Origin of the sequence: Nitratireductor indicus C115 (assembly GCF_000300515.1) — a bacterium.
In the GTDB taxonomy this organism is placed as follows: domain Bacteria; phylum Pseudomonadota; class Alphaproteobacteria; order Rhizobiales; family Rhizobiaceae; genus Nitratireductor; species Nitratireductor indicus.
In genome coordinates this window covers 240,273-261,810 of the sequence record NZ_AMSI01000004.1, presented here as the reverse complement: position 1 = coordinate 261,810, position 21,538 = coordinate 240,273, and the positions used below count along the sequence as shown (strand labels likewise).

The following is a 21,538-nucleotide window of genomic DNA, read 5'->3' as shown; positions in this document are numbered from 1 at the left end:
GATCTATGCAAATATCTGAGGTCATGCAGCCGAACGGTGTACTCATTGACGTGTCAGTACCCTCGAAATTCAAGCTCCTCAAATTCGTGGCAGAAACGGCAGCAGACAGATTGGGCCTCGTCGAGGGTGATGTTCTGAATGCGGTGCAGAGCCGCGAGGACCTTGGATCGACCGGTATCGGGGCCGGCATCGCGATCCCGCATGCATCGGTAGAAGGTATAAACCTGCCGTTCGTGCTCCTTGTCCGCCTGACAATGCCGATTGATTTCGACGCCATCGACGAAGAGCCGGTCGATATCGTCTGCCTGATCCTGACTCCGTCCGGTGAACAGAGCCACTATCTGAAACTTCTCTCAAGCATTGCCCGTCAGCTTCGTTCGGTCGATGCCGCTACGACAATCAGACGCGCCGCTGATCGAGAGATAATCTACCAGGCCCTGATCACATGCGAGCCTTGATCGCGGGGCTGCCCCGTGGAGCTCCCGCGTGTCGGATAGGCGGTTCCCGGCTTAGGGATAAGGACATGCGTTAGGCCCGGCTCTGCTAGGGTCATGTGCAGCGTAAGCCGTGGGAGGCTGTTGGCCGGGGTTGCTTCTACCCCTCCCTGACAGCTGTTCGCCTCCCGCTCACATAGTGCTGGCCGAACATGAACAGGCCAGAGAACATCAGGAGAAACAGTGGCGGCAGGGGCGAGTATGTCACCCAGGAAGGAGGCGTGCCTTGTGTCATGGTGGCGAAATTGGCAATCACGGTCGCCGTGAAAACAATGCCAGTCCAGCGGTGAAACTGGCGGATACGTCCATTCCAGCTCAATGGTTCCTCCATAAGGTCATCAAGGGGCGGCGTGTCGCTGACACCCCTCTTGTGCTGCATCTGCGATATTCCCGTCACACCTGTTCCAGACGGGCCAGGGTCGCTTCGAGCTTGTCGAAAAACTGCTTCCAGCCTGCTTGCGCGCCGCCGAAAGCCTGCTTCTGGTCTGGACGGAAGCCCGTCTGCTCCATGCGCAGAAGTGTTCCCTTGCCTGAGGGAGACAGGGTGAAGACGACGATGCTGCGCAGATCGAACACAGGGTCGTCATGCTTGAAGTTCCAAGTGTAGGAGAGTGACTTGTTCTGATCGAGGGCAAGCACCTCGCAGTCGAGGATACCTCCCCATTCGCCGTAAAGGTTGAAGCTGTGGCCAACGGCAGGGTGGAAGTCGTTCTTCATGAGCCATTCCTCGATCAGGTGTGGCTGGGTCAGCGCTCTCCAGATCTTTTCGGGGGCGTGGGCAAACTCCCGCTCCACGACAACTTTTTTCTTCTCATTCGACATGTTGTTCATTGGTCCATCCTGTTGAGTAGATCGCCGAGCGCGTCGAACCGGTCTTCCCAGAAGTTCGCCATTTCCCGTGTCCAGTCGATGAGCGGCAGGAGATTGCGCGGTTCAGCGCGATAGCGAGTCAGCCGGCCCTCCGGGTAATCCCTCACCAATCCCGCCCGCTTGAGAACGCCAAGGTGCTTGGAGACGGCCGGCTGGGAAATGCCGGCTTGAGCGGTCAGGGCCCCGACAGTCATCTCCCCCTCGCGGCATAGCCGCTCGAAGAGAGTACGCCGGGTCGGATCGGACAGTGCCTTGAAAAGTTGGTCTCGGCTTTCCATGGTTGATTTATAGCTCGATGGTTATTGATTGTATTGATAACCAGATGGCTATCGATATGTCAAGAGCTGCAAGCCGACATTCGGTATCCGTGGGTCGGCGTGCGTGCGGGACCGTTCCTTGTCATAATAATAAGTATTAACGGGGGTGGCGTGCTGTTGGTCCGCGCGGGGTGCCACAGCCCTTGGCGGACATGCCGTCATTCCATCACGGGAGTTGCGAAGTCTTGTTCTGTTCAGGGTGGATGGCGCTTACGAGCCATTCGCGGAACGCCGTCATAGGCGGCGTCTCCACGCGTGACTGAAGGCGGGTCAGCCAGTAGCTGCCCAACGAGACGGTGACGTCGAAGGGTTGGTGGACGATCTCCCTGCGCAGAAGATGCGAGAACATGGAGGGCGGAGCGAGCGCAATGCCGACGCCCTGAAGAGCAGCCTCCACCATGGCCAGGGAGGAATCGAAAACGATGCGTCTCCCCGTGGGCACGGGCTGGCCCAGGCCTGTAGCAGTGAACCATTGCGGCCACTCATCCGCGCGGTAGGATTGTAGCAGAGTGAACTTCGCCATATCCGCGGGCGAGGACAGGCGGTCGGCGATCTGCGGGACGCACAGGGGAGAAAGCGGCGCCTCAATCAGGGGTATCGCCTCTATGCCGTGCCAGGCACCGGAGCCGAAGCGCACTGCATAATCCAGCCCCTCGGCTGCGATGTCCACCCGATTGTTGTTGGTGGAGAGCCGCAAATCGATGAAGGGGTGCCGGCTCTCGAACTCTGCGAGGCGGGGAATCAGCCAACCCACGGCAAAAGTTCCCACGGCTCCCACCGTGAGCACCTCGCGATAGTGCCCGCTCTCGAATTTCTCCAGCGTGCCGGCAATGTGGTCGAAGGCACGGCGCAGGACCGGCAGAAGGGTCTCCCCCTCATGGGTGAGCATAAGCCCGCGCGGCAGCCGCTTGAAAAGCGTGACGTTGAGCCTGGCTTCCAGGCCCTTGACGTGATGGCTGACCGCCGCTTGCGTCACGCAGAGCTCGATCGCTGCCCTGGTGAAGTTCAGATGTCTCGCGGAAGCCTCGAAGGCGCGAAGCGCGTTCAGCGGCAGATTGGGACGAACCATGCAAAGCCCTAATTTTTCTAATGTCAGTCCCAAATAATGGTCAATTGTCGCCGGGGCGCAAGATGCGTATTTCGATCATGTCCGCGATGGCGGGGCAGGCGAATTGTAGGGGTGCCTTTTTTAAACCAGTATGAGGAGTTGCTTCGTCGTGAAATGTCTCAGATTGATCCCCGCGGTTTTGGGGATAGCGGCCTTGTTTGTCACCTGTGCGTATGCCGGCGCGCCGAACCAGGCACATCGCGAGAGGCTCAGGGCCGTGGTCGAGGATGTGGTCCGTCCCATCATGGACGAGCACGATATCCCTGGGGTTGCCGTCGCCGTGACTGTTGGGGGCAGTCCCTATTTTTTTAATTTCGGTGTCGCTTCGCGCGATGACGGGCGGGGCGTTTCGGAGAGAACGATCTTCGAAATCGGCTCGATCAGCAAAACTTTCACGGCCACGCTTGCCTCTTACGCACAGGAGGTCGGCGCCTTGTCCCTGTCCGATCCCGCAAGCGATTATCTTCCGGGTCTGCGTGGCTCCCGCTTTGACGGTATCAGCCTTCTCGAACTTGGCACATACACGGCGGGAGGTCTGCCTCTGCAGTTTCCCGACAATGTGACCGCGCAGGGCATGACCAGTTATTACAGAAATTGGCGTCCCGATTTCGCCCCGGCTACTCATCGCCGCTACTCCAACCCCAGCATCGGCCTGTTCGGTTTCCTGGCGGCCGAGCGTCTGGGCAAGCCGTTCGACGAACTGATGGAAGCCAAGCTGTTTCCCATGCTGGGGCTGCCGGACACCTATATCAGGGTCCCCACGGCGCGCATGAAGGACTATGCCTTCGGCTATTCGAAGGAAGGAAAGCCCATACGGGTCGGTCCTGGCGTTCTGGATTCGGAGGCCTATGGCGTCAAGACGAGCTCCGCCGATCTCCTGCGTTTCGTGGAACTGAACATGACCAGCGCGGGGCTGGACGAGGCCTTGCGGCGCGCGATCAAGGCAACCCATACCGGCTATTATCGCGTCGGCGCGATGACCCAAGGGCTGGGGTGGGAGCTCTATGACGATCCGGACGACCTGAAGCAGGTGCTTGCAGGCAACTCCGCCGAGATCGCGTACAAGCCAAACAAGGTCGAGTGGTTCTCTCCCGCAAGGCACCCGCGCGAAGCGGGTCTGATCAACAAGACCGGCTCCACGAATGGCTTCGGCGCCTATGCCGCCTTTATCCCTGCGAAGAAAATCGGTGTCGTCATTCTGGCAAACAGGAATTATCCGATCCCGGCACGTGTTACAGCCGCCCACCGAATCCTGATCGGGGCCGGCGCGCTGCCGTTCTGAATTTCGCTCCGTCTCTCCTGCCGTCGGACTTCCGGCGGCAGGACTGGTCGAGGAACCCAAAGGCGGACAGTCATTTCCTTCGTATCTTGCATTGCACAATTCGCACGCATACGCGAAAAATGCGGCATGACGCCCAAGCAGTTATCGATCCTGGTCATTGACGAGAACACGATCCGCGCCTCGATCATCGAAGCGGGTCTGCGTGAGGCCGGTCATGGGCAGGTGACCTTGGTTCATGATGTCCACGCCATCGCCCGCCGGGTCAGTGAAGTGCAGCCGGACGTCATCGTCATCGACCTGGAAAATCCCAATCGCGACATGCTCGAAAACATGTTCAACCTCTCGCGCGCCGTGAAGCGGCCGATCGCGATGTTCGTTGACCGGTCCGACCAGGCCGCCATCGAGGCGGCGGTGGATGCCGGCGTATCGGCTTATGTGGTGGATGGGCTGAGACAGGAAAGAGTGAAGCCGATCCTCGACATGGCGATCAGCCGCTTCAACGCGTTCTCGCGCATGGAGCGTGAATTGGAGGACGCCCGTAACGAGCTCGAATCCCGCAAGGTCATCGACAAGGCCAAGGGGATTCTCATGCGCTCCAAGGGGCTTTCGGAGGACGAGGCTTACCAGCTTCTGCGGCGCACGGCGATGAACCAGAACCGCAAGATCTCGGAAATCGCGCAGAGCCTGATCACTGCATCCGAACTGCTTGGAGGAGGATAAGGACATGAGCGTCAGCGATTCCATCACGGCCGGCTTCCTGCCGCTCCTCGACAGCGCCATTCTCGTTGCCGCACGCGAGAGGGGATTTGCCGAGGAAGAGGGCATCGCTCTGACTCTGGCGCGCGAGACATCTTGGGCGAATATCCGCGACCGCATAGCCGTGGGGCATTTCGAGATGGCGCATATGCTGGCGCCCATGCCCATCGCGGCCAATCTCGGCTTGACGCCCATGCGGCTCGATCTGATCGCGCCGATGTCGCTCGGCCTTGGCGGTAATGCCGTCACCGTCAGCAGAAATCTCTGGGCCGCGATGGCCGGAGAGGGAGCGGCAAGGCCCGACGATCCGGGCGTGATAGGTGCCGCTCTGCGCGGGGTTATCCAGACCCGGCGCCGAAAAGGCGAAGACCCGCTTCGCTTCGGCGTGGTCCATCCCCATTCGGGGCACAATTTCGAACTGCGCTATTGGCTCGCTGGCTGTGGCATCGATCCCGAGCGCGATGTGGAGATACTCATTGTTCCACCTCCTTTGACGGCGGATGCGATGGCTGCCGGCCGCATCGACGGCTTCTGTGTGGGGGAGCCGTGGAACAGCGTGGCGGTGGCCGCAGGCCTTGCGCACATCGCCACGGTGAAGGCGGCGATCTGGCGGTCGAGCCCGGAAAAGGTGCTGGGTGTGCGCGCGGACTGGGCGAGGGAGCACGGTGCGGTGCTCGCGCGGCTCCTGCGGGCGCTGCACCGCGCCTCCGTCTGGTGCGGCGAAGCCGACAACCACGAGGAACTGGCCGATCTCCTGTCGGCCCCGGCCTATCTCAACCAGCCCGCCGCGCTGCTGCGCGGGGCGCTCGATGGAGAGCTGGAGACTGGCGGCGGGACGTGGCGGTTTCCCGATTTTTTCGTTCCCGCGCAAAAGGCGGCGATCTTCCCCTGGCAGAGCCACGCGCTCTGGTTCTATTCCCAGATGGTGCGCTGGGGGCAGGTGCCGCACAGCGCTGAAAACGCGGAGACGGCACGGCGGTCGTTCCGGCCCGACATCTACCGCGCCGCGCTGGAGCCGCTCGGCGTGCCGCTGCCCGCCGCCAGCATGAAGGTGGAAGGGGCGCTGGCCGTGCCAACCCCAGTCGGCGTTTCGGCTGGACAGCTTGTCCTCGGCCCGGACGGCTTTTTCGATGGTGCCATCTTCGATCCCGTGCATCTCGACGCCTATATCGCCAGCCAACGGTCTGCTTTCCGCTAGGCTTTTGGTGGATGGATTATAATTTAGGCATCCTCAGTATTTGCCTATTTTAGGTGCATTACGACGCAGAATTAGTCAGAATTCTGCTGCATATGCGAAGGGCTTTTCTCCTTCTGATTTTTGCTAACTCTTTAAAATCAAAAAGCAAAGATCGGTTGGAGCGAAACTGGCATGGATGATGCATCGCAGTAAGCGGGTCCAGAGGGGACACCAAAGATAAGAAAGCGTCCAACGACGGGCGCACAAGGCAAGGCTGCCAGACGGTCGGTTCGCATCCGCTTAGCGGGGCGTGACGGATCGTCGGGCAGCCTTTTTTCTTTTGTGTCTTCTCTATCGAAAGCCATGCCTCTCATGAGGCTCAAGCAGTTGGATTGGAAAAGCCAATGACCGCATTGCAGCCAGCCACGCCGACGCAAGAGACGACACCGCGTCGCGCGCTCACCATGTCCACCATCGCCTTCACGGTCTGCTTTGCCGTGTGGACGATTTTTTCCATCATTGGTATCCGCCTCAAGGAGGAGCTGGGTTTGAGCGAAACCCAGTTCGGCCTGCTCGTCGGCACGCCGATCCTGACAGGGTCGCTCGTGCGCATGATCCTCGGAATCTGGACCGATCGCTATGGCGGTCGTCTCGTCTACACGGCGACGATGCTGACGGCGGCGATCGCGACCGTTCTCCTGTCGCTCGCGCACAGCTACACGATGGTGCTGCTTGCGGCACTGGGCGTGGGTGTGGCGGGCGGCTCCTTCGCCGTCGGCGTGGCCTATGTCTCGCGTTTCTTCCCCGCTGAAAAGCAAGGCACGGCGCTCGGCATCTTCGGTGTCGGAAATGTCGGTGCGGCGCTGACGAAGTTCACCGCGCCATTCGTGATGGTGGCCTGGGGTTGGGAGACCGTCGCGCAGGTGTGGGCGGCCGCCCTTGCGATCATGGCGCTGGTTTTCTGGTTCACTACAAGCGACGACCCGGTGACCCGGGCTCAACGCACGGGGCAGATCAAGCGCCGCAGCTTCGCCTCCGAATTCGAGCCGCTGAAGAACCTTCAGGTCTGGCGCTTTTCTCTCTACTATTTCTTCGTTTTCGGCGCCTTCGTGGCGCTCGCCCTTTGGCTGCCGCGCTATGTGATCGGAGTCTATGGCTTCGATATCAAGACCGCAGGTCTCATCGGCGCGGCCTATTCGCTGCCCGCCTCGGTGTTCCGTGCCTATGGCGGCGCGCTCTCCGACAGGGCCGGCGCGCGCACGGTGATGTACTGGACCTTCGCGGTCTCCGCAGCATGCACGCTCATCCTGTCGATGCCGGCAGCCAATTATGTCGTGCAGGGCATCGACGGCCCCAAGAGTTTCCAATTCGCTGTCGGTCCGTGGGCTTTCATAGCGCTGGTCTTTGTTCTTGGCTTTTTCATGAGCCTCGGCAAGGCTGCCGTCTACAAGCATATCCCTGTCTACTACCCCGACAATGTGGGTGCGGTCGGCGGTATGGTGGGGATGATCGGTGGTCTCGGCGGCTTCATCCTGCCGTTGCTGTTCGGCTATCTGAACGATGTCACCGGCCTCTGGACGAGCTGTTTCATGGCCCTCTTCGTCATCGTCGCCGTCTCCATCTGCTGGATGCACCTTGCCATACGCAGGATGGAACGTCGGGCTGCCTTGCAGCCGGCCTGAAAGCACATCCTGACAAACCGGAAAGAACATCATGACTGAGAAACTTGTCGTGGTTGGCGCTGGAATGGCCTCGGGCCGCATGCTCGAGCATCTGTTCGAGGCTGAGCCGAACGCCTTCGACGTGACACTCTTCGGCGCGGAGCCGCGTGGAAACTACAATCGCATCATGCTCTCGCCCGTGCTGGCCGGGGAAAAGACATTCGAGCAGATCGTCACCCATGATGCGGACTGGTATGCGGCGAACCGCGTGACCTGCCGCTTCGGCGAAACGGTCACGAAGATCGACCGCAAGCGCAAGGTCATCCTGACCGCCAGGGGAGAAGCGCGTTACGACAAGCTGGTGATTGCCACCGGCTCCGCGCCCTTCATCATTCCCGTTGCGGGCAGGGACCTGCCCGGCGTGATGGCGTTCCGCGACCTCGACGACGTCAACACCATGGTAGCAGCGGCGGAAAAGCCGAATGCCAGGGCGGTGGTCATTGGCGGCGGCCTTCTTGGCCTGGAAGCTGCCGCCGCGTTGCGCGGTCGCGGCATGGAGGTGGTGGTGCTGCATCTCATGGGGCATCTCATGGAGCGGCAGCTCGATCCCGCCGCAGGGTATCTGCTCAGGAAAGAGCTTGAAGACCGGGGCATCAGGATCCACACCGAAGCGCAGACCAAGGCCATCCTCGGCGATGAGCGGGTGGAAGCGGTGCTTCTGGACGATGGCACGATCTACCCGGCCGATATCGTGGTCATGGCGGTCGGCATCCGTCCCGAAACGCGCATCGCCACCGATGCCGGCCTGCATGTGGAACGGGGTATCGTCGTCAACGATCACATGACGTCCTCGGATCCGGACATTCTGGCTATTGGCGAATGCGTGGAGCATGAGAGCATCTGCTACGGCCTTGTCGCGCCGCTCTACGACATGGCGAAGGTCGCGGCCAGGGCGCTTGTCAGAGAGGACGCGGCCTTTCGGCCGGTTGAGACCGCTACCCAGCTCAAGGTGACCGGTGTCAGCCTCTATTCCGCGGGCGACTTCGCGGAGGCCGATGATCGGGAAGAGATCGTCCTGCGCGATGCGAGTGCAGGTGTCTACAAGCGCCTCGTCTTGAAGGACAACCGCATCATGGGCGCGGTGCTCTATGGCGAGACGTCGGATGGCGGCTGGTTCTTCGACATGCTCAAGAAGGGCACGGACGTTTCCGATATGCGTGAAACGCTGATCTTCGGCCAAGCGTTTCAGGGAGGGGCCCAACTGGACCCTATGGCGGCCGTTGCAGCCTTGCCGGATGATGCGGAAATCTGCGGCTGCAACGGCGTATGCAAGGGCACGATTATCGGCGCGATCGCCGGGAAGGGACTGGCCTCGCTGGACGATGTCCGCGCCCACACCAAGGCGTCCGCCTCCTGCGGAACCTGCACGGGGCTTGTGGAACAGCTTCTCTCCCTGACGCTCGGTGACACCTACAATCCGGCCGCCGTCACGCCGGTTTGCGGTTGCACGGATCTCGGGCATGACGACGTTCGCCGGCTCATCAGGGCGAAGAGACTGAAGAGCATACCCGCTGTCATGCAGGAACTGGAGTGGAAGACCTCGTGCGGCTGTGCCAAATGCCGCCCGGCACTCAATTACTATCTCGTCAGTGATTGGCCCGATGAATACGCCGACGACTACCAGTCGCGCTTCATCAATGAACGTGTGCACGCCAACATCCAGAAGGACGGTACCTATTCGGTGGTACCGCGTATGTGGGGCGGGGTGACGTCGTCCGCCGAGTTGCGGGCGATCGCCGATGTGGTCGACAAGTTCGACATTCCGGCGGTGAAGGTCACCGGAGGACAAAGGATCGACATGCTGGGCATCCGCAAGCAGGACCTGCCTGCGGTCTGGGCCGAGCTAAGCAAGGCGGGCTTCGTCTCCGGACATGCCTATGCAAAGGGTCTGCGCACCGTGAAGACCTGTGTCGGTTCCGATTGGTGCCGCTTCGGCACGCAGGATTCGACGGGCCTCGGCATTCGCATCGAGAAATTCATGTGGGGATCCTGGACACCGGCCAAGGTGAAGATGGCGGTCTCGGGATGCCCGCGCAATTGCGCTGAAGCCACCTGCAAGGATGTTGGTGTCATCTGCGTGGAGTCCGGCTTCGAGATCCACTTTGCCGGGGCGGCCGGCCTGGACATCAAGGGCACCGAGAAGCTCGGCCTCGTAAGGAGCGAGGACGAGGCGCTGGAGCATATCGTTGCGCTTGTCCAGATGTATCGCGAGCAGGGCCATTATCTGGAGCGCATCTACAAGTGGGCCAAGCGCATCGGTTACGACGAGGTGCGCCGCCAGATCATGGATGATGCGGACAGGCGCAAGGCCTATTTCGACCGCTTCGTCTTCTCCCAGAAATTCGCCCAGGTCGATCCCTGGTCGGAGCGTGCCTCCGGCAAGGACAAGCACGAGTTCAGGTCGATGGCGACGCTGTCCCTGGAGGCGGCCGAATGATGAGGATGACCGGACAGGAATGGGTGCCGATCGGCACGCTGCACGACATTCCGCAGCGCGGCGCACGCTGCGTCAGGAACGGGGACATGACCATCGCGGTGTTCCGCACGACCGATGACCGGGTGTTTGCCCTGGAGGACAAGTGTCCCCACAGGGCAGGGCCGCTCAGCCAGGGCATCGTTCACGACGGCTGTGTCACCTGCCCCTTGCACAATTGGGTCATCTCGCTGGAAACGGGCAGGGCGCAGGGCGCGGACGAGGGTGGCACGGCGACGTTTGCGGTGCGGTTGGAAGGCCAGCGGATCCTTCTGGCGCTGCCCTGTGGCTCCGCATCGGCGATTGCGGAAAGCTGCGACCATGGCTGAGACCATTCGCACGACCTGCGCCTATTGCGGTGTCGGCTGCGGAGTCCTGGCGGCGCCGCAGCCGGATGGCTCGGTGGCGATCGCCGGCGATCCCGATCATCCCGCGAATTTCGGCCGGCTATGCTCCAAGGGATCCGCGCTGGGCGAAACGCTGGCGCTCGACGACAGACTGCTTCATCCCGAGATCGGCGGGCGGCGGGTCTCATGGGACGATGCACTTGGCACGGTGGCCGACCGTTTTCGCGAGACCATCGACCGGTACGGTCCGGAATCGGTCGCCTTCTACGTTTCCGGGCAGATCCTCACCGAGGACTATTACGTCGCCAACAAGCTGATGAAGGGTTTTATCGGCGCCGCCAATATCGACACCAATTCGCGCCTGTGCATGGCCTCGTCGGTCGCCGGCCACAAACGGGCGTTCGGCTCCGATACTGTGCCTGGCACCTATGAAGACCTGGAGCTTGCCGATCTCGTCGTGTTGGCGGGCTCCAACCTCGCCTGGTGCCATCCGGTCCTGTATCAGCGGCTTGCCGCTGCCCGGGAGAAGCGGCCTTCGATGAAGGTCGTTCTGATCGATCCCCGCCGCACGGCGACCGCCGGTATCGCAGATCTGCATCTCGCGATCGCACCGGATGGCGATACGGCGCTCTTCAGCGGCCTGCTTCGTCACCTCTTTGAGGCGGACGCGACCGATGGAGACTACATCAACACGCATACGAGCGGCTTCGACGAGGCGCTTGCGGCCGCTGCGTGTTTCGACGGAGCGCGGGTCGCAGCAGAAACGGGGCTTGCCCGAGAAGATATGAAGACGTTCTATCGTCTCTTCGCCGCCACGGAAAAAGTCGTCACGGTCTATAGCCAGGGCGTCAACCAGTCCGTGCGCGGGACCGACAAGGTCAACGCGATCATCAATTGCCATTTGGCTACGGGACGCCTGGGGCAGCCGGGCATGGGCCCGTTCTCGGTTACCGGGCAGCCCAATGCCATGGGTGGGCGGGAAGTGGGCGGGCTTGCCAACATGCTGGCTGCGCACATGGCGCTCGAAGATCCCGGGCACCGGGCCCTCGTCCAACGTTTCTGGAACGCGCCGCGTATGGCGGACAAGCCCGGCCTCAAGGCCGTGGAGATGTTTAACGCCGTCGCCGACGGCCGGATCAAGGCCATCTGGATCATGGCGACCAATCCCGTAGACAGTCTTCCGGATGCCGATGCGGTGGCGCAGGCATTGCGGGACTGTCCCTTCGTTGTGGTTTCGGATGTGGTCGCCAAGACCGACACGATCCGCCATGCCGACGTGAAACTGCCGTCCACGGGCTGGGGTGAAAAGGATGGCACGGTTACCAATTCCGAACGGCGTATCTCGCGACAGCGCGCCTTCCTGCCGGCTCCCGACGAGGCGCGTGCGGACTGGTGGCAGCTAGCGGAAGTGGCCCGACGAATGGGATTTGGTGAGGCTTTTGCCTACGGCACCGCGGCCGACATTTTCCGGGAACACGCCGCACTTTCTGCTTTCGAGAACGATGGTAAGCGCGATTTCGACATCGGAGCCTATCAGGATGTGCCCGACGCGGACTATCGGGATCTGCGACCCTTCCAATGGCCCCAGGGACGGGGAGCGCAGCCGGCACAGAAGCGCTTCTTTACGAACGGAGGGTTCTTCACTGCTGATGGCAGGGCGCGTTTCGTGGCGCTCCGTCCGTCCGGTGCCGCCATGGCCGACGAGGCGTATCCACTGACCCTCAACACGGGTCGTGTGCGCGATCACTGGCATACGATGACACGCACCGGAAAGAGCCCGCGCCTTTCGGCGCATATGGCCGAGCCCTTCGCCGAGATTCATCCGGAGGATGCCGCCCGGCTGTCTATCGACGACGCCGACCTGGTTCGCGTCGAGAGCCGGCATGGCGCCGCGGTGGTGCGGGCGCTCGTCACGGCAAGGCAAAGGCCTGGTTCGGTCTTCGTGCCGATGCACTGGACTGCTGAGTTCGCAGCGCTCGCTCGCGTGTGTGCGCTGGTTGCTCCGGTGACGGACCCGCTTTCGGGGCAGCCGGCTTCCAAGAATGTCCCCATACGCCTCGAACGGTTTGAGGCGGGTTGCTACGGTTTCGCCATCTGTGCGCGGCGACCGAACACAGAAGGCCTGGACTATTGGGCGCTGGCGCGTGCCGATGGCGGCTGGCGGATCGAGTTAGCTGTCAGGGAAGAGATGCCGGAGCATGAAACCTTTTTCCGCCGCCTCTTGGAACTGGGCCGAAACGACGATGGCGCCGAGATCCTTGCTTATCGCGACGCCCGGCGGGGCGACCATCGCATGGCCGCCTTCGAAGACACGAGGCTTCTTGGCGCTCTCTATCTTTCCCGGACCCCCGTCGCCGTCGCCCGGGAATGGGTGACCGGACAGTTCTCAGAAAGCCATGCGGACCCGCGTTCGCGCTTCCTCGTGGTCGCGGGGAGGGGCAAGACAGCCCGCCCGGATGCAGGCGCCACGGTCTGCTCGTGCTTCGGGATCGGCATCAATCAGATCGCCGCAGCCGTGCGAACAGGCTGCACCACGGTTGAGGCTGTCGGCAGGTCACTGTCGGCCGGAACGAATTGCGGCTCCTGCCGCGCAGAAATCAAGGAGATTATCGATGCACATCGCCTCCAGGCAGCCGAGTGAGCAGTCTCCGACGCGCATGGCGCCGCTCGCAGTCCTTCCGGTCTTCTTCGATCTTTCGGGAAAACGGGCAGTCGTAGTGGGCGGCACGGCAGCGGCCGCGTGGAAGGCAGAGCTTCTGGCGGCAAGTGGCGCGGTGGTGCATGTCCATGCGGAGACCTTTTGCGATACGTTCGAGCATCTTCTGCGAGAAGGTGCTTCCGCCGGGTCCTTCATCCTTCACCGTCGGCCCTGGGAGAGGGATGACCTCCTCGATGCGGCCATTGCGATTTGCGATGCCGAGGATGATGGTGAAGCCGCCAGCTTTCTTGACGCAGCGCAATCCGCGGGAGTGCCGGCCAATGTGATCGACCGGCCGCGTTTCTGCCAGTTCCAGTTCGGCGCTATCGTCAACCGCTCGCCCGTGGTCGTCGGCGTCTCCACGGCGGGGGCGGCACCGGTTCTGGGACAGGCGATACGGCGGCGCATCGAGACGCTGCTTCCGCCTTTTCTCAGCGCTTGGGCGGAGCTTGCCGCAGGCGTGCGCGCCACGGTGATGCAGAGGCTCGCACCCGGGACGCCGCGCCGTGCCTTCTGGGAAGCCTTCGTCGACCGTGCCTTCCGTGCGGCCCCCACGGAACACGACATCGAAGGGGTTGCCCGTGAAGTCGAGCAAATTGCCGGTGCCGGACAGGCTTCGGTCGGCACGGTCGTCCTCGTGGGGGCGGGGCCCGGCGATGCCGAGTTCCTCACGCTCAAGGCCGTGCGCGCGCTGCAGGCGGCGGATGTGATCCTGTTCGACGATCTCGTTTCGGACGATGTTCTGGAACTCGCGCGCCGGGAGGCGAAGCGCATTCTTGTCGGCAAGCGTGGCGGACGGGCGAGCTGTCGGCAGGATGACATCAATGCCCTGATGCTCAAGCTCGCCCGGGAAGGTAAGCGCGTAGTGAGGCTGAAGTCGGGAGACCCCATGATCTTTGGCCGCGCCGGAGAGGAGATCGCCGAGTTGCAGGCGCATGGGATCGCGATCGACGTCGTGCCCGGCATCACGGCTGCGAGTGCCATGGCTGCTGCCCTTGGCACATCCCTGACCCATCGCGACCGCGCCAGATCCGTGCGTTTTGTCACCGGCCATTCACGCCATGGCGGGCTGCCCGGTGATCTGGACTGGCGTGCATTGGCCGATCCTTCCGCCACGACGATCTTCTACATGGGCGGGAGGACAGGAGGAGAGATTGCCAAACGCTTGATCGATTTCGGGCTTGTTCCCGAGACGCCAGTGGCGATCGCCTTCGCCGTCGGCCGCCCGGAGCAGTCGCTGATAACCATCGATCTCGCCCGGCTCGCCTCGGAAGATCTTGTCCCCGTTGGTGGCAGCCCAGTCCTGATCGGCATCGGCCGGGTTTTCCGCGAACGAGCGATCACTGGCATGGCAAACGCGGCGTAGAGCTGGTGACGGTGAGGATTGTAACTGTGGAGGCAAATAGTATGTCGGCCTTGCGACGGTGTGCGTGTGCTTGACTATATTGGTGGCGTCATGTCGCCGGAGATGCAGACGCCAAGGCTGATGTGGCTGAAGCAAAACCTGCCTAATGCTGGAGCGCGGTCCGTTATTTTTTGACCTTGCCGATTTCCTGACTTGGAAAGCATCGGGTTCCTTCGCGCGTTCGCAATGCACACTGACCCGCAAATGGACCTATCTTGCGCATGAGAAGACCGGTTGGCAGGACGATTTTTTTTGAAACGGTCGGCATCCCGGATATGCTTGAACGTGGGCAATTACCGGAACAGGCAAGCCCCGTCGGCCTGGGCCTTGGACCACTCACTACAAATGCAGCGGGCGCTCTTGGTCTCACGGAACGCTGCAGGGTCGGTGCCGGGCTGATTGATGCCCATGGCGGAGCGCTTGGCGTGCTTGGCGGCTTTGCCGGGATGATGGTTCGGTGAGGGCGCCCAGTCCGCTTCAGGCGCGCTGGGGAAGGATATAAGCTTGCCGCCCGGCTGCATGTTCTGCCGGATTTTCACGGGAACCGTTCGCCGCTGGCCGATCCGGCCTTCGGTCTGTCCGTTGGGGTGAACGGGAAGTGAAGCGCCTGAAGCTTCACCTCTGTTCCAGGAGCACCCTGGTGAATTCTCGGATCAGTCGCGATTTCTGTTCCGCCGCCGGATAAAGAAGCAATGAGCGGAACATGACCTTCGGTTCAAATGGCCGGAAGGTCACGTCGCGTCCCTTGAAGGATGCGATCACTACGGGGTTGACGATGCCGACGGCGTCCCCTTCTTCCGCCAATGCGCAGATCGTCGCGGAATTGGGTGTTTCAAGAACGTAGCGAGGTGTTACTCCCAGTTCCTCCAGAAGCTTGTCAAAGCGTTGGCGGGCACGGTCTTCCGGGACGAGGCCCAACAAAGGGGTTTCTCCCAGTATCTCGGGGGTCAGCTTTTCGTACCGGGCCAACGGGTGATCGTGAGCCATGGCGATCACGGCGGCGTAACTTCCAAAGACCTGCAGATCGATCCCGGAACGGTCGATCTCGTCGGCTGCCAGGCCGATATCATATTGCCCATCCACTATGCCATTGCGAATATCGGCCGACGATTTCACGTGGAAGGTGACGCGGGTCTCCGGATAGAGCTTGCGAAACTCCCTGATCGCACGCGGTGCGATGCTCGCACTTCCCGCAGCAAAGCAGCCAAAGCGCAAACTGCCTTCGCCGAAGTCACGGATACCCGCAGCCGCCGCGCGGATTCGATCGAGCCCCCGGAAGCTAGCATCCACTTCGCGAAAGAAGAGCCGGGCTTCCCGCGTGGGAACCAACCGCCCCCTTACCCGGTCGAACAGCGGAAACTGCACCGCATGCTCCAGCTCCGCGATCAATCGCGACACGGCCGGTTGGGTGATCTGCATGATTTCCGCCGCACGCACGGTCGATCCCGAGATCATGAGCGTGTGGAAGGCTTCGATCTGTCGATGCTTCATATCAGGTTAACGCATAGAACTATGTCTTTATATCAGTATTTCTATTAGCCGCATCATGCAACAACCGGTAGGCAAGAACCGGAGAATTCCATGCGTGACGCGACCCTTACCGTTCACCATCCCTTCGTCGATGAAAGCGAGTTCGCTTCGCTCTGCCCGCCGACGCAGCGGGCCTCGACCATCGTGTTCGACACGGCGGAAAGCTATTCGAAGCGCGGCGCACGCGACCTCGACAGTTATTCCTACGGAATGCACGGGACACCCACCCAGCGCGTCCTCGAAGCACAGCTGACTGCGCTTGAGGGGGGCGTGAAGACGGTTATCCTGCCGTCGGGGCAGGCTGCCATCGCGGCGATCTTCCTGAGCGCTCTCAAGCCTGGCGATCACGTGCTGGTCACGGAGACCGCCTATCCTCCGGTCTCCGGCCTATGCGAGAATTTTCTGTCCGTTCTGGGCATCGAATGGTCGACTTTCCCGCCGGGAGCCGGCGCCCGGATCGGGGATTATATCCGTCCGCAAACCAAGCTTATCTGGACCGAAAGCCCCGGTTCCACGACGATGGAGATCGAGGATATCCCTGCCATCGCGGCTATTGCCCGGGAACGCGGTATTCTCACGGGCATAGACAATACCTGGGCTACGCCGCTTTTGTTCAAGCCACTGGCGCATGGCATCGATTTTTCCATGCAGGCGCTGACGAAATATCCCAGCGGCCACTCCGACATTCTGATGGGGTCGGTGACAGTCAACGATCTCACCTTGCGCAAGAAGCTGCGCGACGTCATGCGAATGATGGGATATCACACCGCACCGGATGCCGTTTCCCTGGTGCTGCGGGGATTGGAAACGATGGCCGTGCGACTGGCTCATTCAGGAAAGGTCGCAAGCGAAATCGCCCGGGAAATCGATGCATCCTATCCCGTAGAAGTGCTTTCGCCGGTGCTTCCCTCAAGCCCCGGACATCCATTGTGGCAACGCGACTTCAAGGGGGCGAGCGGCCTCTTCTCCGTGGTGTTGCCTGAAGAGTGGCAAGCGCGGCTCGACCGGGCGCTGGATGCGCTGGAAGTCTTCGCCATCGGCGCCTCATGGGGAGGGACCCGCAGCCTGATCGCGCCAATGAGCGTGGCGGCTCACCGCACCACCGCGCATCCGCGCAATGACCGCACGATCCTGAGATTGAGCATCGGTCTCGAAGATCCGCAGGATCTGCGCTCCGACCTGAACCGCTTTTTTGGAATTCTCACGCAGGCCTGAAAACCGGATGCGCGCGAATGTGCGCGCGTTCCCGAAACCAGATGAAAAAGAACAAAGATCAGAGGAGAGATAAAATGAGCATCTGCAGGAAATACGCTGCAATCGCGCTGTCCCTGGCCGGACTGTTGGGCACGGCTCCCGCATTCGCCAAGACGACGCTGGAAACCGTGAAGGAACGCGGGCGCATGATATGCGGCGCAAGTCAGGGAACGCCCGGCTTCGGTGCCCCGGATGGCAACGGATATTGGCGAGGCCTCGACATCGAGACCTGCCGGGCCGTGGCCATTGCCGTGCTGGGTGACAAGGATGCCGTCGACTTCGTGCCTCTTTCCGGCCAGCAGCGCATACCGGCGCTTCAGACCGGTGAAATCGACATGCTGCCGCGTACGCTGACCTGGACCCTTCAGCGCGACACCAATGGCATCAACTTCACCCAGCCCAACTATTATGAATATACGGGTTTCATGATGCCGAAGGCGCTCGGCATCACGAAAGTCGAGGATATGGCGGGAGCCTCCGTGTGCGTGCAGACAGGGTCCACGACGGAGGTGGTCGTCAACGACGTTTCCACCCAGAACGATCTCGATCTCAAGCCCGTCATCTTCGATAACACCTCCGCTGCGCGACAGGCATTCTTTTCAGGACGCTGCGATGCGCTGATCACGGATGCCGGTGCTCTCGCATCGGTTCGGGCAAGCATGGCCGACAAGCCGGACGACTATGTGATCTTTCCGGCCACGCCATACATTGATGCCCTGACGCCGGCCGTTCGCCAGGGAGACGACCAGTGGATGGATATCGTGCGGTGGTCAGTACAGGCACTGATCGCGGCCGAGAATTTCGGTATCACACAGGCCAATATCGACGAGATGATGAAAAGCGAGGATCCGCGGATTCGCCGCTTCCTCGGCACCGATCCGGGGAACGGGAAGGCGCTCGGCCTGACGGATGATTTCGCCTATCGGATCGTCAAGGCGCTCGGCAATTACGGCGAACTGTTCGACCGCAATGTCGGCAAGGACAGCCCGCTCAAACTCGAACGCGGCTACAACGCGCTTTACAGGAACGGCGGATTGATGCTGCCACTCGCTTTCCAGTAGCGCCATGTTGAGAGAGCTATGGTATTCCGACCGCCTGCGAAACGGTGTTTTCCAGGCGGTCCTCCTGGGCGGCCTGATCTGGCTCCTGTTCTGGATCGGAGGCAATACGGTCCAGAATCTCGCGGAGCGGGGGATCCGTACGGGATATGAGTTCCTGCAACGTCCGGCGCGATTCCCCATTTCCGAAACAGTGCTCCGCTATTCGCCATCGGACAGTTTTTTCTGGGCCTATGTCGTCGGCTTGGCGAATACGTTGTGGCTCTCTTTCCTCACAATCCTGTTTGCAACGATCGGCGGGCTGGCTCTGGCCCTCGCCCGCCTTTCCGGCCATCCGCTTCTGTCGCGCCTTGCCGGAATTTACGTGACCGTGTTTCGCAATGTGCCGCTGATCGTGCAGCTGCTTTTCTTTTACGGCGTTGCGACCTCCCTTTTCCCGCCCGTACGGCAGGCGCTGAACCCTCTGCCGGGACTCTATCTGTCGCTACGCGGCGTCTATGCGCCGGGGCTTGTCATGGGGCCGGGCAGTGGAACCGTGATTGCTGTTGCGGTTCTGCTGGCACTGGTGCTGCTGATAGTCCTGCGCCACTGGGCCGCTGGTCAGGGTCGATTGCGCAGATGGCTTTGGGGATTTGCGATTTTCCTTCCTGCCCTGGTGCTGGTCTGGCTTCTGGCGGGTCGGCCCATTGCATTGGAGGCGCCGCAACTCCATGGCCTCAATTTCCGCGGTGGCCTGTATTTGTCGCCGGAATTCTCCGCCATCATCATCGGACTTACGCTCTACACCACTGCGTTCACCGGAGAGATCATTCGTGGCGGAATTGAAGCGGTCGGCAAGGGGCAATGGGAGGGCGGTCGGGCGCTCGGCGTGAGCGAGCGACACATCATGTTCAGGATCATCCTGCCGCAGGCGCTGCGTGTCATCGTTCCGCCGATGACCTCGCAATATCTGTCGACCGTCAAGAACACGACCCTTGCTGTTGCCGTGGGATACCCCGAACTGGGCCTGGTCGTGAATACTGTCATCAACCAGACCGGGCAGGCGCTTGAGAGCATTCTCATCATGCTCGGCGTTTTCCTGACCATTTCACTGAGTGTCTCGGCCCTGATGAATTACTTCAATGCGCGCATTGCGCTGGTGGAACGATGATGCCGACCGAGAAAACCACCTTCACGAGCCTGCACACTGGCGGCTCCATGACACAGGTTCCCGAGCGGCAGTCCCGCTTGTCCGGATTTGTGAAAACTCTGTTCGGGGATAGGCTTTCCATCGCGCTGACATTGATCTCGGTTCTGATCATCTATGCTTTCGTTCCTGTGATCGACTGGGCTTTGATCCGCGCGCATTGGACCGTGGCTTCACCCGCAGAATGCCAGTCCGGCGGTGCCTGCTGGGCTTTCATCGGTGCCAAGCTGCGGCTGATCCTGTTCGGTCTTTATCCGCCGGAGGAACAGTGGCGTGCCGTGATCGTGATCGTCCTGATCATGGCGCTTGTTCTGCTGACCCTCTCGCCGCGCTTCTGGGGTGCGCGTCTCCTGCTCGTCTGGGCAGCGGGCATTGCCGTGATGCTTGTTCTTATGGGTGGTGGCGTGATGGGACTTCCTCCCGTGCCGACCTCCAAATGGGGCGGTTTGCCGGTGACCCTGCTTCTGGCGGTTCTTTCGCTGGGTCTCGCTTTTCCGTTTTCGGTTGTGCTGGCGCTCGGTCGGCGATCCGCACAACCCGTGACGCGGGGTCTGTCCGTACTGGTTATCGAGCTGGTTCGCGGATTGCCTCTGGTCGGTCTGCTTTTCGTTGCAGCGATCCTCATGCCGCTGTTCCTGCCGCCGGATTGGAACATCGACAAGTTGGGCAGGACGCTCGCCGCGCTGACGATCTTCGCCGCGGCCTATCTCGCCGAAGTGATCCGTGGTGGATTGCAGGGCCTGCCCTACGGTCAGACCGAGGCGGCGCAGGCGCTGGGTATCCCCTATTGGAGGACGATCTGGCACATCGTGTTGCCGCAGGCCATCCAGAAGGTGATCCCGCCTCTCACGAACACGGCGATCGTCATGGTGAAAAACACCTCGCTGGTTCTGATCGTCGGCGTGTTCGACATGCTGAGCGCTGCTCGCAGCGCGGCGACAGATCCGATGTGGCCTGCACCTTCGGCGGAAGCCTATCTCTTCGTTGCGATGATTTATTTCGTCATCTGCTACGGCATCGCCGCCTATTCGCGTCACATCGAAACGGACCTCACTGCAAGGAGCCATTCATGACCCTCGCCATCGATGTTAGCGGGCTGAACAAATATTACGGCAACTACCATGCACTGCGTGACGTCGACTTCTCGGTGGAGGAGAGACAGCGCGTCGTGATCTGCGGGCCTTCGGGTTCCGGAAAATCCACGCTGATCCGTTGTCTCAACAGGCTTGAGCGCCATGACGGTGGCCGCATCTGCATCGGCGGGATCGAGTTGGGCGACAATCTGCGCGATCTCGATGCGGTTCGCCGGGAGGCCGGTATGGTGTTTCAGCACTTCAACCTCTTCCCGCACATGACTGTTCTGGAAAACTGCGTGATGCCGCAGGTGCTGTCCCGCAAGACAGCCCGTCGCGATGCGGTGGAGCGCGCGCACGCATATCTCGAAAGGGTGCACATACTCGATCAGGCGACCAAATATCCCGGGCAGTTGTCGGGAGGCCAGCAGCAGCGTGTTGCGATTGCCCGCGCCCTGTGCATGCAGCCCCGGATCATGCTTTTCGACGAGCCGACATCCGCTCTCGACCCCGAGATGATCCGCGAGGTTCTGGATACGATGGTGGATCTTGCCGAGGGTGGTATGACCATGGTGGTGGTTACCCACGAGATGGGCTTTGCACGGCAGGTCGCGGATCTGGTGGTGTATATGGAAGCCGGCGAGATTGTGGAGATCGCACCGCCTGACCGGTTCTTCGACGCACCGCAGGACGAACGCAGCCGCAGATTTCTCTCTAAGCTCGTTACCGCCTGAACGTCCGGGCGCCGTGCTTCCTGTTGGGCGCCCGGCGCCCGGACGTCTGGTTCTC

Annotated in this window: 19 protein-coding genes and 1 pseudogene; 15 read left to right on the top strand and 5 right to left on the bottom strand. The window is 61.4% G+C overall.

Annotated features, from left to right (window positions below; all coding sequences use genetic code 11):
- Positions 1 to 5: 5 nt before the first annotated feature.
- Positions 6 to 458, top strand: a complete 453-nt coding sequence (locus tag NA8A_RS07790; protein WP_009756368.1) for a PTS sugar transporter subunit IIA — start codon at positions 6 to 8, stop codon at positions 456 to 458.
- 136 nt (positions 459 to 594) lie between these two features.
- Here NA8A_RS07790 and NA8A_RS07785 read toward each other — a convergent pair whose 3' ends face one another.
- From NA8A_RS07785 to NA8A_RS07770, 4 genes are all read right to left on the bottom strand, one after another.
- Positions 595 to 813, bottom strand: a complete 219-nt coding sequence (locus NA8A_RS07785) for a hypothetical protein (protein WP_040672111.1) — start codon at positions 811 to 813, stop codon at positions 595 to 597.
- A 74-nt stretch (positions 814 to 887) separates the two neighbouring features.
- A complete protein-coding gene (locus NA8A_RS07780) occupies positions 888 to 1,325 on the bottom strand; it encodes an SRPBCC family protein (protein ID WP_009756366.1) in 438 nt (145 codons plus the stop codon).
- The gene (locus tag NA8A_RS07775; RefSeq protein ID WP_009756365.1) at positions 1,322 to 1,642 is read right to left on the bottom strand and encodes an ArsR/SmtB family transcription factor; all 321 of its coding nucleotides are present in this window, start codon (positions 1,640 to 1,642) and stop codon (positions 1,322 to 1,324) included. The genes NA8A_RS07780 and NA8A_RS07775 overlap by 4 nt, the downstream gene beginning before the upstream one ends.
- Positions 1,643 to 1,847: 205 nt before the next feature.
- Positions 1,848 to 2,750, bottom strand: coding sequence for a LysR family transcriptional regulator (locus NA8A_RS07770; RefSeq protein WP_009756364.1), 903 nt, complete (start codon positions 2,748 to 2,750; stop codon positions 1,848 to 1,850).
- A 130-nt stretch (positions 2,751 to 2,880) separates the two neighbouring features.
- On the opposite strand from NA8A_RS07770, the gene ampC reads away from it, so the two are divergent.
- The 9 genes and pseudogenes from ampC to NA8A_RS24630 form a co-directional block, all read left to right on the top strand.
- On the top strand, positions 2,881 to 4,071 hold the full coding sequence (gene ampC / locus NA8A_RS07765) for a class C beta-lactamase (protein ID WP_040672033.1): 1,191 nt from the start codon (positions 2,881 to 2,883) through the stop codon (positions 4,069 to 4,071).
- Positions 4,072 to 4,197: 126 nt separating this feature from the next.
- Complete coding sequence (locus NA8A_RS07760; protein WP_009756362.1) at positions 4,198 to 4,791, top strand: ANTAR domain-containing response regulator; 594 nt, start codon at positions 4,198 to 4,200, stop codon at positions 4,789 to 4,791.
- Between the two features lie 4 nt (positions 4,792 to 4,795).
- Positions 4,796 to 6,025, top strand: coding sequence for a CmpA/NrtA family ABC transporter substrate-binding protein (locus NA8A_RS07755; RefSeq protein WP_009756361.1), 1,230 nt, complete (start codon positions 4,796 to 4,798; stop codon positions 6,023 to 6,025).
- Between the two features lie 383 nt (positions 6,026 to 6,408).
- Positions 6,409 to 7,686, top strand: a complete 1,278-nt coding sequence (locus NA8A_RS07750; RefSeq protein WP_009756360.1) for an MFS transporter — start codon at positions 6,409 to 6,411, stop codon at positions 7,684 to 7,686.
- Between the two features lie 31 nt (positions 7,687 to 7,717).
- On the top strand, positions 7,718 to 10,162 hold the full coding sequence (nirB, locus tag NA8A_RS07745) for a nitrite reductase large subunit NirB (protein ID WP_009756359.1): 2,445 nt from the start codon (positions 7,718 to 7,720) through the stop codon (positions 10,160 to 10,162).
- Entirely contained in the window at positions 10,159 to 10,527 is a 369-nt protein-coding gene (nirD, locus tag NA8A_RS07740; RefSeq protein WP_009756358.1) for a nitrite reductase small subunit NirD, read from the top strand. The genes nirB and nirD overlap by 4 nt, the downstream gene beginning before the upstream one ends.
- Positions 10,520 to 13,186, top strand: coding sequence for a nitrate reductase (locus tag NA8A_RS07735; RefSeq protein ID WP_009756357.1), 2,667 nt, complete (start codon positions 10,520 to 10,522; stop codon positions 13,184 to 13,186). Before nirD ends, NA8A_RS07735 begins: the two co-directional genes overlap by 8 nt.
- Positions 13,158 to 14,609: a siroheme synthase CysG gene (gene cysG / locus NA8A_RS07730; RefSeq protein WP_009756356.1), complete on the top strand. Its 1,452-nt coding sequence runs from the start codon at positions 13,158 to 13,160 to the stop codon at positions 14,607 to 14,609. The genes NA8A_RS07735 and cysG overlap by 29 nt, the downstream gene beginning before the upstream one ends.
- 66 nt (positions 14,610 to 14,675) lie before the next feature.
- Positions 14,676 to 15,238: pseudogene (locus NA8A_RS24630) on the top strand (FGGY family carbohydrate kinase); the annotation flags it as partial.
- A gap of 25 nt (positions 15,239 to 15,263) precedes the next feature.
- On the opposite strand, the gene NA8A_RS07720 reads toward NA8A_RS24630, so the two are convergent.
- The gene (locus NA8A_RS07720) at positions 15,264 to 16,139 is read right to left on the bottom strand and encodes a LysR substrate-binding domain-containing protein (RefSeq protein WP_009756353.1); all 876 of its coding nucleotides are present in this window, start codon (positions 16,137 to 16,139) and stop codon (positions 15,264 to 15,266) included.
- 90 nt (positions 16,140 to 16,229) lie between these two features.
- Here NA8A_RS07720 and NA8A_RS07715 point away from each other — a divergent pair, with 90 nt between their 5' ends.
- From NA8A_RS07715 to NA8A_RS07695, 5 genes are all read left to right on the top strand, one after another.
- A complete protein-coding gene (locus tag NA8A_RS07715; RefSeq protein ID WP_009756352.1) occupies positions 16,230 to 17,393 on the top strand; it encodes a trans-sulfuration enzyme family protein in 1,164 nt (387 codons plus the stop codon).
- A gap of 74 nt (positions 17,394 to 17,467) precedes the next feature.
- Positions 17,468 to 18,493, top strand: a complete 1,026-nt coding sequence (locus NA8A_RS07710; RefSeq protein WP_009756351.1) for an amino acid ABC transporter substrate-binding protein — start codon at positions 17,468 to 17,470, stop codon at positions 18,491 to 18,493.
- A 4-nt stretch (positions 18,494 to 18,497) separates the two neighbouring features.
- On the top strand, positions 18,498 to 19,640 hold the full coding sequence (locus NA8A_RS07705; RefSeq protein WP_009756350.1) for an amino acid ABC transporter permease: 1,143 nt from the start codon (positions 18,498 to 18,500) through the stop codon (positions 19,638 to 19,640).
- Positions 19,640 to 20,749, top strand: a complete 1,110-nt coding sequence (locus NA8A_RS07700) for an amino acid ABC transporter permease (protein ID WP_009756349.1) — start codon at positions 19,640 to 19,642, stop codon at positions 20,747 to 20,749. Before NA8A_RS07705 ends, NA8A_RS07700 begins: the two co-directional genes overlap by 1 nt.
- The gene (locus tag NA8A_RS07695) at positions 20,746 to 21,483 is read left to right on the top strand and encodes an amino acid ABC transporter ATP-binding protein (protein WP_009756348.1); all 738 of its coding nucleotides are present in this window, start codon (positions 20,746 to 20,748) and stop codon (positions 21,481 to 21,483) included. The genes NA8A_RS07700 and NA8A_RS07695 overlap by 4 nt, the downstream gene beginning before the upstream one ends.
- Positions 21,484 to 21,538: the final 55 nt, after the last annotated feature.